This window comes from Aquimarina spinulae (genome assembly GCF_943373825.1).
GTDB lineage: Bacteria > Bacteroidota > Bacteroidia > Flavobacteriales > Flavobacteriaceae > Aquimarina > Aquimarina spinulae.
In genome coordinates this window covers 751,905-766,834 of sequence record NZ_CALSBP010000001.1, presented here as the reverse complement: position 1 = coordinate 766,834, position 14,930 = coordinate 751,905, and the positions used below count along the sequence as shown (strand labels likewise).

Below are 14,930 nucleotides of genomic sequence, written 5' to 3'. Positions count from 1 at the left end.
CTCAACTATTTTTAATTATAGATAATACATCTGAGAATACAGAGTAACCAGTTTCAAGTTTCCCGGCTCCGGGTCCTGTAACCATAAGTTTTCCTAAATATGCAGTAGAGACTTCTATTGCATTAGTAACACCTCCAATATTTGATAGCGCATCTTCGTTATCCAGAGCTTCTGGCTGTACTCTTGCTTCTATAGCTTTTCCAGTTTTTGTTAAGCTACCTACAAGGCGAATATTTTTCCCTTCCTTTTTTGCAGCATCCAGCTGTTCTTTAGAAATAGTATCTATACCTACGGTAGGTATGTTATCTAACCCCAGATCAACACCAAAAACTTTATGAGAAAGTATAGCTACTTTTCCTCTTGCATCATATCCCTTAACATCATTAGTAGGGTCTGCTTCTGCATATCCTTTTTCCTGAGCAACTTCTAACGCATTTTCAAAAGAGTCTCCCTGAGACATTTTTGATAGGATATAATTACTTGTACCATTAAGAATTCCTCGAATACTTACGATATCATCTCCGGCAAGGCATTCTTCGATTAATGAAAATGTAGGAGTACCACTTAATACTGTACCTTCATATCGTAGCATCGCTTTATTATCATTTGCTAACTTATTTAACTCTGTATAATGCAATGCAACCGGCCCTTTATTTGTGGTAACTACATGCTTACCATTTGTAAGAGCATCTTTAATAAAAGTATATGCAGGATCTCCTGTTGTATAATCGCTATATGTTGCCTCTACAATAAGGTCTACACTATCTATTTCAGAAAGAGAGTCTCCATCTGTTAATGAAGTATCACTTATCTTTTCTCCATTATTTAGTTTATCTAAAAGCTCACTAATATTTATCCCCTGGGGATTATATATGTTTCCTCTTGCAATATCTTTGACAGCTACAACCTTGATATCACTTCCAAATTTTTGAGAAATCCAATCTGTTTTTTGCTCTAGAATTTCTAAAAAACCTCTACTTACGGTACCCAATCCTATTATACCTATATTCATTTTTGAATCTAATTTTATAAGTTCACGAACAAAATTCACTATATTTACAAATTATATGAATTATATTCATATTAAATTTCAGCAAAAACGAAATAAATTCTAAAAAGACCGTAAACATGAAGTTAGATCAGAAGGATATTCAGATTTTGAACCTATTACAAAATAATGCTCGGCTTTCAAATAAAGAGGTAGCTGCAGAGCTAGATATTGCCCCCTCTACTTGTCATGAACGATTAAAAAGATTAACCCGAGAAGGTTTTTTTAAAGCTTTTAATGCTGATCTTAATTTAAAAAAATTAGGAATCAATGTGCAAGTAATAGTAGCTATACGTTTAAAAAAGCATGAAAGAGAAATTATAAATTCTTTTATCAAAAGAATACGAACACTTAAGGGAGTTATTAAGTTTTATCATATGGCAGGGGATACTGACTTTATGATTCATATTGGAGTAAAAGATTCTGATGATCTTAGATCTTTTATTCTTGATAAATTAGCAAACTTTAGCTACATAGACCATATAGAAACGGCTATGATTTTTTATGATGAATGCGTGTGCAATCTTTCTATTTTTGAATCTGAAGGTTAAAAATAGTTCCCCAAAAAGAACTATTTGTCAACTATAGGAATTGGATTTTTATTATTATCTATAGCCACAAACTTAAAGTGCCCAGTAACTGCTAGTTCTCTATCATAGCTATACATATCTTCTTTATAAATATCAACTTTTACCAAACAACTGGTTCTTCCTACTTCTGCAATTCTTGCTACGAGTTCTACAATGGTTCCTTCGGGTATTGGTTTTTCAAAATCAATTTTATCTGTAGATATGGTAACTACTTTTTTTCTACTAAAACGCGTAGCACAGATAAAAGACACTTCATCCATAAGTTGTAATGCTGTCCCACCAAACAAGGTTTCGTAATGATTGGTAGTATTAGGAAACACAGCTTTAAAGATTCTCGTTTCAGATTTATTAATTAATTCATCTATAACATTCATACAATTGTGATATAGTTTTTTCTTATCATTTTATCTGTCAAAGGTAAATCTTATCATACTATCTTTGTTATATACTTAAAAAAACTTCGAATGGATATTATAGAAAGTTTACATTGGCGTTATGCCACCAAAAAATTCGATACTAAACAAATTGTTTCTCAGGAAAAAATAGACACACTAACAGAAGCTTTTAACCTTACCGCCACCTCATATGGCCTACAACCATTAAAATTAGTAGTGATTAAGAATAAAGACTTGCAAAAAGAACTCACCTCACATTCCTGGAATCAACAACAAGTTGCCGATGCGTCTCATGTATTGGTATTTTGTATCGAAAAAACTATTGGAGAACAATACATATCCAAGTATTTTGATACTGTAAAAGAAATAAGAGATACTCCCGAAGAAATATTAAAACCTTTTAAAGAACAACTCGTAGATTCTTTTACCTATAAATCACCCGAAGAGATATCAAACTGGGCTGCAAAACAAGCATATTTGGCCCTGGGAAATATACTTACCGTATGTGCTATCGAAAAAATAGACTCTTGCCCTATGGAAGGTTTTATACCAGAAAAATACGATGAACTCCTTAATCTTAATGACTTAGGACTAACATCGGTACTAGTATTGCCTATTGGATATCGAGCAGAAGATGATATGTTTTCTGAGTTAAAAAAAGTAAGACGCCCAATTACAGATACTATCATTACCATCTAAGTTTTGGGTTCTTACATTTAAACTAACACTGTAAAAAAAATTAAGTATCGGTATAATCAAAAAAATCTAGAATAACCACTGTAAAATCAAAACTCTTTTCGGTATTTTTGCTGGAAAGAGTTTTTAATTTAACACTATACTTATGCCAGGATTTGAGTTATTTGGTGCAGAAGAACAAAAAGAAGTTCAGGATGTTTTAGATAATGGAGTTTTAATGCGATATGGATTTGATCCTATGAGAAATGGTCATTATAAAGCATTAGAATTAGAAAAAGATTTAGCAAACAGAATGCAATCCAAATATGCTCAAGTAGTTTCTAGCGGAACCGCAGCTTTAACAGTTGCATTGGCATGTGCCGGTATAGGATCTGGAGATGAGGTAATCATGCCTACATTTACTTTTGTAGCAAGTTTTGAAGCTATATTATCTGTTGGGGCAGTCCCAATACTATGTGATATAGACGATACGCTTACCTTAGACCCTAAAGCTGTTGAAGCATCTATCACTCCTAAAACCAAAGCTATTATGCCTGTACACATGTGTGGATCTATGGCAGATCTTGGCGCATTGAAAGCAATTAGTGATAAACATAACCTTATTCTATTAGAAGATGCTTGCCAGGCTATCGGCGCTACTTACGATGGAAAACCATTAGGGAGTTATGGAGATTTGGGTTGTTTTTCTTTTGATTACGTTAAAACAATCACCTGCGGTGAAGGTGGTGGTATCATTACTAACTCTGAAACATTTGCAGATCGAGCACACAAATACCAGGATCATGGTCACGATCATGTCGGTAATGATCGTGGTGCAGAAACACATCCTTTCTTAGGGTATAACTATAGGTTATCTGAATTAAATGCGGCAGTAGGGATTGCACAGTTAAGAAAATTAGATCATACATTAACAATCCAGGAAAAAAACTATACGATACTACGCAATGCTCTGGCAGAGGTTCCCGAAGTTTCTTTTAGAAGAGTACCAGAAACAGGGATAGAAAATTATTCTTTTCTAAATATATTTTTACCTACAGAAGATATAGCCAGAAAAGCACATAAAGCTTTGGGAGAAAATGGCGTAGATGCTTGCTTTTATTGGTTCGACAATAACTGGCATTACTATAAAAAATGGGAGCACCTTTTAGAACAAAAATCTCTTAGTAAGTTTTCTCAGGAAATACAATCAGGGTTACAAAAAAATAATAGGCCGTTTGATGCGAGTGATCTATGGATGGGTCGTACTATTTCTTGCTTAATCAAGTTAAATTGGTCTGAAACAGAAGTAGCAAATAGAGCCTCAAAAATGGTTGAAGCTTTAAAAGGTGTCCTTGTAAAAAGTGTATTATAAGATATCAGGTATTTATTTAATACCCTACATAGTCTACGATTTCTAATCCGTATCCAATCATTCCAACACGTTTTTGTTGTACCGTATTAGAGACTAATCGTAGTTTATGAATATTAATATCATGTAAAATTTGTGCTCCAATACCAAAATCTTTGCTATCCATAGCTATTTTTGGTGCTTTTAAGACATCTTTTCCATTTTGAATTTCTTTTAAAGCACTTAAGCGTCCTAAAAGATTAAGCGATTGACTTTCTTGATTAATAAAAATTATCGCTCCTTTACCTTCGCTATTAATGCGCTGAAACATAGCATCCAGGCGTTTATCGGCATTATTGGTTAGCGTTCCCAGAATATCATTATTAAATAAGGTAGAATTGATTCTGGTAAGTACAGGTTCATTTTCTTTCCAAGAACCCAATGTTAGAGCAATATGTACTTGATCATTAGTTGTTTGCTTATATGCTCTAAGTCTATAATTTCCAAAACGCGTAGTAATATCAAAGTCTTCTTTTTTCTCGATCAGAGAATCATGCTGCATACGATATGCTACCAGATCTTCTATCGATATTAATTTAAGATCAAATTTCTTGGCAACCTCTACCAATTGAGGTAAACGCGCCATAGTACCATCTTCGTTCAAAATTTCGACCAAAATTCCTGCTGGTTTAAAACCTGCAAGTCTTGCTAAATCTACAGCCGCTTCAGTATGCCCTGTACGTCTTAATACTCCTCCATTTTTCGCCTTGAGCGGGAAAATATGCCCTGGTCTTCCCAGGTCATGAGGTTTTGTATCTTCCTTGATTAATGCATTTATGGTTTTGGCTCTATCGTGCACAGAAATTCCTGTGGTACATCCATGTCCTATTAAATCTACCGATACGGTAAATTGAGTCTCGTGTAATACGGTATTGTTCTGAACCATCATATCGAGATTTAACTCCTCACAACGATCTTTTGTAAGTGGAGCACAAATCAATCCGCGACCATGGGTTGCCATAAAATTGATCATCTCTGGAGTTACTTTCTCTGCCGCAGCAATAAAATCTCCTTCATTTTCACGATCTTCATCATCTACCACAATAATCACCTTTCCCTGCCTAATGTCTTCAATGGCTTCTTGAATGGTATTCAGTTTCATTTTGTTTGTGGTATTAGTTACTTGTGACATAATCATACTCTTAAATTTATTACCGGCAAAGATATTTAAAAAGAAATCTATTTTTTGGTTTTAGAAGATCGTTTTGCAAAGAAATTCTTTATTGGCTGGATAAAAGTGTCCAGATTAAAAATTCCCTGATCTGTAGTTGCTCTATAGGTTAGAAATATACTTAATGGAAATATAATACATGTAGAAAGCCATGAGCCCACAAATGGAGGAATTCCTCCTTCTTCGGCACTATTTTTAGCAAAAATTCCTATAAAATGATAGGTCAAAAACAACACTACCCCAATAACTATAGGTAATCCTAACCCTCCTTTACGAATTATGGCTCCCAAAGGAGCTCCTACAAAGAACAATAAGATACACGAAATTCCTAAAGCATATTTATCATGCAATGACATTTCGTATTTATTTAATGCCCTTTTTCTAAAACTCAGATTTTTTTGTGTAGAATTTAGTTTTCTTATTACCCCATCTGCAGTAGATGAAGCAATCTGATATATCTGTATTTTTTTGAGCGTATTAAAATAATCTCTTATCTGCAATGTATCATTACTTGTTTTTGGAAGAGAATCAACTATTTTAATGTTTCTATTTAACCCTTCAAATCCAATCATTCTATCAATTTCAACCGTCATATTCTTCACATTCTTATTAACCTCAATAGATAATGTATCTATCTGATCCTTTAGTTCATTAACATTAAGCATATTATATCCTTTGCTATATTGTTGTTCATCCATATCTACATTACCCAGTGATGACAAATCTATATTAAGAACATATTTTTTAAAATGTGTTTTGGCAAAAGGTAATCTATTTCTTTTTTGAGGCGAATTCTGTTGAATCTCATCATAATAATTACCATCATTAAGGATTAAGGTGATTAAATCAGAATTGATATTACCTTTTAACTCTCCTCCTACTGCTTTTATAACTGTAAAATTACCAGGCCTAGCAGCTTTCTTATGAATGATAACATCTCTAAGAAACTCATCATTATCACCATATTTTTCTGCTACTTTTATATTTATATCCCCTAAGTCATTAAATTGATTAGGGGTTATTACCATTGCGGGCTTTACTTTAACTATATTTTTACGAAGATTTATAAATCTTTTCTCCGAAGACGGGATCACTGTATTCGAAAATAAAAACGCACCTATCCCAACAAAAAAAATAAAAACAGACAAGGTTCTCATAGCTCGTTGCAAGGATATTCCTGAAGATTTCATCGCGGCAAACTCATAATTCTCGGCAAAATTCCCAAAAATCATAATAGACGTTAACAAAATAGTTAGCGGCAAAACCATAGGAATCAATCTGGGCGTTGCATACGTCAAAAATTTTATTATTACTGAAAAATCGAGATCTTTTCCTGCCAGTTCTGATATAAACAACCAGATTGTTTGCAATAAAAGGATAAACATAATAATTACAAAGAGCGGGAAAAATGTCTTTACAAAAGTTGTTAAAATATATCGATCTAAAATCTTCACTCGTTTTCTATTTTCTAACCGCTAAAATATACATTAATTAAAACTAAAGAACGGGTGTAAAAATTTACACACGTTCTTTTTTATACCTTTATTTCTTTATGTCTTAATTTTTTCTAATCTAAGCGATTGATATAATAATTTTCATATTTTGATTTATCAAATACAAATAATGTTTCTGAAAGCGGTTGATTAGTTTTAAAGCTATTCACCGTAATTGTAACATTAGTACCATTATTTTGTTTCTGAATCATTTTGTAAATATGCTTTGTTTGCTTATCAATACCAAGTAATATTTCTTTTAAATCGCTTTTTGAGTCAATGGGTATCAATTTTACATATTGAATTTTTCTACCTTTTACATCCTGAACAATATCCATTTTATAGGTATATCCATCTTCATAGAAAGTTAACATTTTTGAAGGGGTCACACTTGTGCCATCATCTTCATCCTGAGAAGAAATATTAATTTCCTCATCTTCCGGAACAATTACATGTAGCTTTTTACCATCATACATACGTTTGGTTCCCATGATATTAAGCAGATATTTATTCCCTTGTAACGTTACATCTCCTCTGGTTTCCTGAGCAACATGTTCTGCCTGATTATTGATTGAATATTTAAAGTTAATAACAATATTGGTATAGCTATTTACTTTTTTGGAAACCTCATCCAAAAGATCTTTGGCACTTTGGGCTTGTGCAGTAGTTATACCCAATACAAATAGTAAAAATATAGCCTTTTTTATCATTTTATTTATTCTTCTTTAATTACTAATTACCATTATCACACTATGAATCAGCTCGCTACTCATTATCCAGTAACTGCTGAAGCGAAATTAAATCAGGTACTAAAACCTGTCTTGCTTTACTTCCTTCAAAAGGGCCAACGATTCCTGCAGCTTCTAATTGATCTATTAATCTACCTGCTCGATTGTACCCTAATTTTAATTTCCTTTGTAATAAAGACGCCGATCCTTGTTGAGCTGTTACAATTACTTCTGCAGCTTCAGCAAAAAGTTTATCTCTATCTTTTTTATCTATATCAAGACTTGTGCCACTTTCTTCACCCAGATATTCTGGTAACAGATGTGCATCTGGATATGCTTTTTGACTACCAATATAATCTGTTATTCGCTCTACTTCTGGAGTATCCACAAAAGCACATTGTATTCTTACAACATCATTTCCTTGTGTATACAACATATCTCCTCTACCAATTAACTGATCTGCTCCTCCTGTATCCAAAATTGTACGAGAATCTATTTTAGAAGTCACTCTAAACGCTATTCTGGCAGGGAAATTAGCTTTGATCATACCCGTTATTACATTTACGGATGGTCGTTGGGTAGCTATAATAAGATGTATCCCAATAGCACGAGCCAATTGAGCCAGTCTGGCTATAGGAGTTTCTACCTCTTTTCCTGCAGTCATAATAAGATCTGCAAATTCATCTACTACAAGCACAATATATGGTAAAAACTTGTGCCCATTCTCGGGATTTAATTTTCTTGCTTTAAACTTTACATTATATTCTTTAATATTTCTAACCATTGCTTGTTTTAACAGGTCATACCGAGCATCCATCTCAATACATAAAGAATTAAGTGTATTAATTACTTTAGTATTATCTGTAATAATAGCTTCTTCTGTATCGGGTAGTTTGGCCAGATAATGCCGTTCTATCTTATTAAACAATGTAAGTTCTACCTTTTTTGGATCTACTAAAACAAATTTTACTTCTGCGGGATGCTTCTTATAGAGCAACGATGTAAGTATTGCATTAAGTCCAACAGATTTTCCTTGTCCTGTAGCTCCTGCCATAAGAAGGTGAGGCATTTTGGCAAGATCCACTACAAATGTTTCGTTCGAAATCGTTTTACCTAAAGATAATGGCAATTCCATTTCTGCATTCTGAAATTTTGAAGAAGAGATTGCAGACCTCATCGATACGATAGTGGCTTTTTTATTAGGTACTTCTATACCAATAGTTCCTTTACCTGGTATAGGAGCAATGATACGAATTCCCAGAGCTGCCAATGATAATGCGATATCATCCTCAAGGTTTTTAATTTTAGAAATTCGAATTCCGGCTTCAGGTACAATCTCGTACAATGTTACTGTAGGACCAACGGTAGCTTTAATTTGCGCTATTTCAATTTTGTAATTTTTAAGCGTCTCTACAATACGGTTTTTATTTTCTTCTAATTCTCCTTGGTCAATAGTTATTCCTCCTGATTGTGTGGTATAATCTTTTAATAAAGTAATTGCCGGAAATTTATAGTTCCCTAGTTCTAGTTTTGGATCAAACTCTCCAAAATCTTTAACTAGCTTAGCACTTAGGTCTCCAACTACTTCTTCCTCTACCATAGTTTCGACTTCCATTGCGATATCCTCGGGATTATCTTCTGATTTTATGATTAACTTTTCTGGGACCTCATTATCTCGATTATTCGGATCCCCATAAAAATCATTAATTGTAGGGTTTAATGTAATCTCCTCGGTATTATTATCTTTTTTAATTGCGTCTTCCTTCTCATTTTGCTTTTTATCCTCTTTCTTTTTATTAAGATCTTTGGATTTAGCAATGATTGAGTCTATTTTTTCTTTAATACTAGAACTAGAGCTATCAGAGGTAGGAGTAGATACAGTTTGTGTATTATTCGTTTCTGGTGTTACTTCAAAATCCTTTGCTATGGCTTTTTGGGTATTTTTTAAAGAATCAGATATTTTTTCGGGAGTATATCTTAGCCGTACTACAATATATACTATTGCAAAAAAAGCAAGCACAAGAACAGTACCTATAAAACCTATATAGTCTCTTAAAAAATCATTAGTTTCATACCCTATAATACCAGCTAATAACCCGCCACCTTTTTCTACAAAGCCCAAAACAACAGATATCCATAGCATGACTAGTCCTCCCCAAAACCAAAACCCAAATAATTTCTTTTTATTAAGATCAAAGAACAGGTACACTCCAGTCAATGAGGTTAACACAGGAATAATTAATGCAGAAATCCCAAATCCTTTAAAAATAAAGAAGTGACTTACAGTAGCTCCAAATTTACTTAACCAGTTTTTTGGAGATGATGTTCTATTATAAAACTGTGATATTTCACTTTGGTCAATTTTCCAATTAAAGAAAAACGAAACAAAAGCAAAAAATAATCCTATCCCCAAAAAGAATAAGAAACTACCTAAGACGACTTTCTGTTGTCTTGATAATGTAAATTTTTCTTTTAGTGAAGTCTTAGGTTTTTTTGTTGTTTTCCTTTTTGTACTTACCTTTCTTTTGGCCATTTTTTGGGTATCTTATCGCAAAAATACGAATATCTATATTGGAACGTAAAAATGACTAAAAAATTTTCTAAACTAAATAAGGGATATAAATTAACAATCCAATTATTATAGCTGTAATTGCAGCAATAAAAACAGCTCCCGCGGCTATATCTTTTATAACCCCTATCTTATTATGAAAATCTGGATGAACAAAATCTGCGATTGCTTCGATTGCGGTATTTATACCTTCAATACTCATTACCAATCCAATAGCAAAAATTTGCAAAATCCATTCGATCGAAGTAATATTGAAATAAAAACCTAATATTGTCATTACTATTGCAATTCCAACCTGTACTTGTATACTTGGTTCTGTTTTTATCAATAACAGAGCTCCTTTAAAAGCATAACCACAACCTCGCAATCTGCCAACTACAAATTTTAATGCTTTACTCATAAGATACTAAGACAATATTTCGAGTGCAGCAGAATAATCTGGTTCCTGTACTATTTCTGGCACTTGTTCTGTATATAAAACGGTTCCATTCTCATCAAGAACAATAACTGCTCTAGAATGTAGCCCCTGTAATGGTCCATCTACAATTTCTAGTCCATAGTTTTTTCCAAACTCTCCAGTTTTAAAATCAGAATGATTAATCACATTTTCTAATCCTTCTGCTCCACAGAAACGACCTTGAGCGAATGGTAAATCGCGTGATATACACAATACTTTAGTATTTGATAAATTGCTTGCCTCCTTATTAAATGCTCTTACTGAAGCTGCGCAAATTCCTGTATCTACAGAAGGAAAAACATTTAAAACTACTCTGTTTCCTTTATAATCAGATAATTTTGCAGTAGATAAATCAGCATTCACCATTTCAAAATCTGGTGCGTTTTGTCCTACTTCTGGTAAATTTCCACTAGTGTGAATTGTATTTCCTTTTAATGTTATTGAAGCCATAATAAATGATTGTTGTTTTAAGAGTTATAAAATTAGTAAGATTATATTGTAATATTAATAAAGTTTTTAAAAAATAAAAAAACCTACCATTACATATGATAGGTTTTTTATTATTCAGGTATCTATAGATCCAAGGACTCTTTTCATAAAGCTATTTAGAGCTTCTTTTTTTGGAGTACCTTCTTTGATCATTTTATCAACCTCTAGAGCACCATACATATTAGAGATTAGCTCTCCGATAACATCCAACTCTTCATCTTTTAACGAAGGTACTTCTGTTAAAGCTTCTAGAGTTTCGATAGTCTCTACGATAAAATCTTCATCGTTTTCTTCGATAAAGCTTGTAAGGTGTTTAATTACTGGTAATTTCATCTACCAAATTTTTTAGAATATCAAATTTATTAGTTTGAACCTGGTTTACAAAAGCTCCGCCTTTGAAAGCAGCAAATGTCGGAAGATTATCTACCGTAGCTAATTTTCTGGATTCAGGATATTTTTCGGCATCAACAACAACAAAAGTTGTATCATTATTTTCTGAAGCCAGTTTTTTAAATTTTGGTTTCATAATCCGACAGTTACCACACCAAGTGGCAGAATACTGTACAATCACAGTATCATTATCTTGTATTAATTGTGAAAGATTATCTGCTGCTAGTTCTTGTACCATATTATTTGAATTAAAGTTTAGAAAAAATCTCTCTGAGGATTATTGCCCAGAGAAATTTTTAATTAGGATTGTCAATTAATGAGTTGCCAGGTAAGAAGCTACTCCTTTTCTATCTGCATTCATTGCATCTTTTCCTTCTTCCCAGTTTGCAGGACACACTTCTCCATTTTTTTGTACATGTGTATATGCATCGATCAATCTTAAAAACTCAGCTACATTTCGACCAACAGGCATGTGGTTTATTCCTTCATGAAAAACTGTACCTTCTTCATCGATTAAATAAGTAGCTCTATACGTTACATTGTCTCCCTCTACAGTTACAACCCCAGTTTCTTCATTGTAGGTTTCATTTGTAATATCAAGGATACCCAATGTGCTCGCAAGATTACGATTAGAATCTGCAAGAATAGGATAGGTTACTCCTTCTATACCTCCGTTATCTTTAGATGTATTTAACCATGCAAAATGAACTTCTGGAGTATCACAAGAAGCACCAATTACGATTGTATTTCTTTTTTCAAATTCATTTAAAGCCTCTTGAAAAGCATGCAATTCTGTTGGACAAACAAATGTAAAATCCTTAGGGTACCAAAAAAGCAATACTTTTTTATTTTTATTTTTAGCTTCTTCCAAAACATTAAGCTTAAAAGTATCTCCCATATCGTTCATTGTATCAACGTCTAGATTTGGGAATTTTTTACCTACAAATGCCATTTTTTTATTTTTTAAAATTTATAATTGATTAATTTTTGACAATGCAAATATACACCTACTTATAGAACAATAATTACAGTATAATTTTAATTATTTATATTTAAATAGTTTTTTCTAATCATAGAAGGATTTTTCACAAAACGAGTTAAATTCCTACACAAACATCCGTTCACCTACAAAAATTACGGATAAATAGCACTTTTTTTACGGTGAATTACACTACGTTAAATCTATTTTTGTATTTTCGTCAACGTAAATAAACCAAGAATTTATTGAACGTTGAAAAATTTTATTCAACATATAACTATAATATTTTTAGTAAGCTTTACTCTTTCTGTACAATCTCAATCTTCTATAACTTCTGATAGTATTCAAAGTTATATCGAAAAGGCTGAAAAATTACAGGAAGAATACAAGTATGAACAATCTTTGGAAATAGCCCAAGCTGCACTTCATTATGCGCAATACAATAATGATGACAAAAGTCTTGGGTATATAAATAATATTATTGCCAAAAATTATGAAACTAGTGAAGATGATAATGAAGCTAGAAGATATTATAGAAGAGCATTAACCTATGCCCGAAGCTCGAAGAGTGAAGTATTAGAAACAGATCTATATAATAATCTTGCACGAGTATACACTAAGCACAATCTTACACGTAAACAAGGAGTAGGGTATTACAAAAAATCTTATGAGTTTGCTGTTAGGTTAAAAGATACCATAAGGATGATACGTCCATTATTAAATCTTGGAGAATATTATATTTCCAGAAATGATTTTGACAGTTCTTATGAATATCTGGCACCAGCCAGAAAGTTGATTCATCAAAAGTCTTCAAATCTGGATAAAACCAAATTGAATAGTCTTTTAGGAAAATATTTCCTTAGTGTACGAAAGTTTAAAAAATCAGAAGAGTACACAGATAAAGCAATATCATATGCCATTGGTGAAACTAAAAACAAAGAAAATAACGATGAGTTAATCTCTAGATATTATGAAGAGTTGGCTTCTGCTTACGAAACCAAATCTGGTTTATATGTTAAACAAGATGATTACCGAAAGGCATACAACTATCAGAAAAAGCAATTTCAAAATATATTACAGGCAAATAATCATAAGAAATTAAAAGAGCTTAGACGTGCCAATATTAAGTATGAGGTTGATATTTTCGAAAAAAGAGCAAAAAAAGCAGAATCTGAGAAAAAAGAAAGTGAATCAGAAGTTGTAAAATGGAGGATCAGCATTATTCTGGGGATCATACTAATTCTAATATCATTAGCTTTCTTAATTAGTTCTTACAAGAATAATATACAAAAGAAAAGACTTAACAATGACTTACTTGACAAAAACAAGGAATTAATAAGCGCCAAAGAAACTGCAGAGCAAGTATCTACTTTAAAGTCCCAGTTTATCTCTACTGTAAGTCACGAACTTAGAACACCGTTATATGGTGTAATTGGACTTACGTCTCTATTAATGGAAAATCCTGATAAAAAGAAGACCAACGAATATCTAGAGTCCTTAAAATTTTCTGGTGATTACCTTTTGGCTTTAATTAATGATGTTTTACAATTAAGTAAAATAGAAACCAATGAAGTTAAACTCGAAAAGGTATCTTTTGATATTAGAACACTCATAGAAGGAATTGTTAATTCTCTTCATACCAAACAAAAAAGCAACAACAATACGGTTCATATTGATATAGATAAAAAAATAAATACCACTTTACTTGGAGACTCGGTAAGATTATCACAAATTTTAATAAATCTAATCGGTAACGCTCTTAAATTCACCAAAGATGGAAACATTTGGGTTAATGTAAAATGTATCGACAATAGGGAAGATAATTATATTTTACGCTTTATTGTTAGAGATGATGGAATAGGAATACCTAAAAATAAGCAACAAACAATTTTTGACAACTTTGCTCAGGTAAAGAACGAAAATCAAGAATATGAAGGTACAGGGTTAGGATTAGCAATTGTTAAAAAACTAATTCATCTTCATAATAGTGAAATTCATATAAGAAGTAAAGAAAACCAGGGGTCTGAATTCTATTTTGATCTATATTATGAAAAAGCTGTAAAAGAGCAAGAGATTTCATTAAAAACAGGAGAAAACTTAAGTATCGGAACAAGCAATTTCTATGTTCTTATTGTAGATGACAACAAAATAAATCAAATTGTCACTCAAAATATCCTTAAAAAGAAAGGATACACTTGTAATATTGCAAACAATGGTATGGATGCGATCGAAATGTTAAAAAATGAAAAGTTTGACTTGGTACTAATGGACATAAACATGCCAGAAATGAATGGTCTTGAGGCTACCAAAGTAGTACGAACTTTTAATACTAATATTCCGATTATAGCACTAACAGCTGTTGAAGAAGGAGAAATAAGAAATCAAGCCTTGTCAGTAGGTATGAATGATGTAATCATAAAACCTTATGACACTCAACAATTCTTCCAAACAATAATGAGAAACATCTCAAAAGTAAAAATGATATAGCCCAGTCAAAAAAGGGTGAAACAAAATCTACTGTATTCGACATTTAATCTG

The 14,930-nt window shown here is 32.3% G+C and carries 15 protein-coding genes; 4 read left to right on the top strand and 11 right to left on the bottom strand.

Going from position 1 to position 14,930, the window contains the following annotated elements:
- Position 1: 1 nt before the first annotated feature.
- Positions 2-1,012 (bottom strand): homoserine dehydrogenase, encoded by a 1,011-nt coding sequence (locus NNH57_RS03550; protein WP_074410192.1) that lies wholly within the window; start codon positions 1,010-1,012, stop codon positions 2-4.
- A 116-nt stretch (positions 1,013-1,128) separates the two neighbouring features.
- Between NNH57_RS03550 and NNH57_RS03545 the strand changes: the two genes are divergently transcribed.
- Positions 1,129-1,599 (top strand): Lrp/AsnC family transcriptional regulator, encoded by a 471-nt coding sequence (locus tag NNH57_RS03545; RefSeq protein ID WP_074410191.1) that lies wholly within the window; start codon positions 1,129-1,131, stop codon positions 1,597-1,599.
- Positions 1,600-1,619: 20 nt separating this feature from the next.
- Here the strand turns inward: NNH57_RS03545 and NNH57_RS03540 are convergent, their stop codons facing one another.
- Positions 1,620-2,012, bottom strand: a complete 393-nt coding sequence (locus NNH57_RS03540; protein ID WP_108808701.1) for an acyl-CoA thioesterase — start codon at positions 2,010-2,012, stop codon at positions 1,620-1,622.
- Positions 2,013-2,102: 90 nt separating this feature from the next.
- Between NNH57_RS03540 and NNH57_RS03535 the strand changes: the two genes are divergently transcribed.
- Together NNH57_RS03535 and NNH57_RS03530 are read left to right on the top strand one after the other, a co-directional pair.
- The gene (locus NNH57_RS03535) at positions 2,103-2,732 is read left to right on the top strand and encodes an NAD(P)H-dependent oxidoreductase (RefSeq protein ID WP_074410189.1); all 630 of its coding nucleotides are present in this window, start codon (positions 2,103-2,105) and stop codon (positions 2,730-2,732) included.
- A 142-nt stretch (positions 2,733-2,874) separates the two neighbouring features.
- Entirely contained in the window at positions 2,875-4,080 is a 1,206-nt protein-coding gene (locus NNH57_RS03530) for a DegT/DnrJ/EryC1/StrS family aminotransferase (RefSeq protein WP_108808700.1), read from the top strand.
- Between the two features lie 16 nt (positions 4,081-4,096).
- On the opposite strand, the gene ribB is transcribed toward NNH57_RS03530, so the two are convergent.
- The 9 genes from ribB to NNH57_RS03485 form a co-directional block, all read right to left on the bottom strand.
- Positions 4,097-5,218 (bottom strand): 3,4-dihydroxy-2-butanone-4-phosphate synthase, encoded by a 1,122-nt coding sequence (ribB, locus tag NNH57_RS03525; protein WP_254504095.1) that lies wholly within the window; start codon positions 5,216-5,218, stop codon positions 4,097-4,099.
- A gap of 77 nt (positions 5,219-5,295) precedes the next feature.
- Complete coding sequence (locus tag NNH57_RS03520) at positions 5,296-6,741, bottom strand: LptF/LptG family permease (RefSeq protein WP_074410186.1); 1,446 nt, start codon at positions 6,739-6,741, stop codon at positions 5,296-5,298.
- Positions 6,742-6,854: 113 nt separating this feature from the next.
- Complete coding sequence (lolA1, locus tag NNH57_RS03515; RefSeq protein ID WP_074410224.1) at positions 6,855-7,487, bottom strand: outer membrane lipoprotein periplasmic chaperone LolA1; 633 nt, start codon at positions 7,485-7,487, stop codon at positions 6,855-6,857.
- Between the two features lie 58 nt (positions 7,488-7,545).
- Positions 7,546-10,041, bottom strand: a complete 2,496-nt coding sequence (locus tag NNH57_RS03510; RefSeq protein WP_074410185.1) for an FtsK/SpoIIIE family DNA translocase — start codon at positions 10,039-10,041, stop codon at positions 7,546-7,548.
- A gap of 67 nt (positions 10,042-10,108) precedes the next feature.
- Positions 10,109-10,477 carry a diacylglycerol kinase gene (locus tag NNH57_RS03505; protein ID WP_074410184.1) on the bottom strand — a complete coding sequence of 123 codons (369 nt, stop codon included), beginning with the start codon at positions 10,475-10,477 and terminating at the stop codon, positions 10,109-10,111.
- A gap of 6 nt (positions 10,478-10,483) precedes the next feature.
- Positions 10,484-10,984, bottom strand: a complete 501-nt coding sequence (gene tpx, locus NNH57_RS03500) for a thiol peroxidase (protein ID WP_074410183.1) — start codon at positions 10,982-10,984, stop codon at positions 10,484-10,486.
- Between the two features lie 114 nt (positions 10,985-11,098).
- Positions 11,099-11,356 carry a DUF6952 family protein gene (locus NNH57_RS03495; RefSeq protein WP_025664919.1) on the bottom strand — a complete coding sequence of 86 codons (258 nt, stop codon included), beginning with the start codon at positions 11,354-11,356 and terminating at the stop codon, positions 11,099-11,101.
- The gene (locus NNH57_RS03490) at positions 11,337-11,651 is read right to left on the bottom strand and encodes a thioredoxin family protein (protein WP_074410182.1); all 315 of its coding nucleotides are present in this window, start codon (positions 11,649-11,651) and stop codon (positions 11,337-11,339) included. The genes NNH57_RS03495 and NNH57_RS03490 overlap by 20 nt, the downstream gene beginning before the upstream one ends.
- 75 nt (positions 11,652-11,726) lie before the next feature.
- Positions 11,727-12,365, bottom strand: coding sequence for a peroxiredoxin (locus tag NNH57_RS03485; protein ID WP_074410181.1), 639 nt, complete (start codon positions 12,363-12,365; stop codon positions 11,727-11,729).
- 279 nt (positions 12,366-12,644) lie between these two features.
- On the opposite strand from NNH57_RS03485, the gene NNH57_RS03480 reads away from it, so the two are divergent.
- A complete protein-coding gene (locus NNH57_RS03480) occupies positions 12,645-14,879 on the top strand; it encodes a tetratricopeptide repeat-containing hybrid sensor histidine kinase/response regulator (protein WP_082995044.1) in 2,235 nt (744 codons plus the stop codon).
- Positions 14,880-14,930 lie beyond the last annotated feature (51 nt).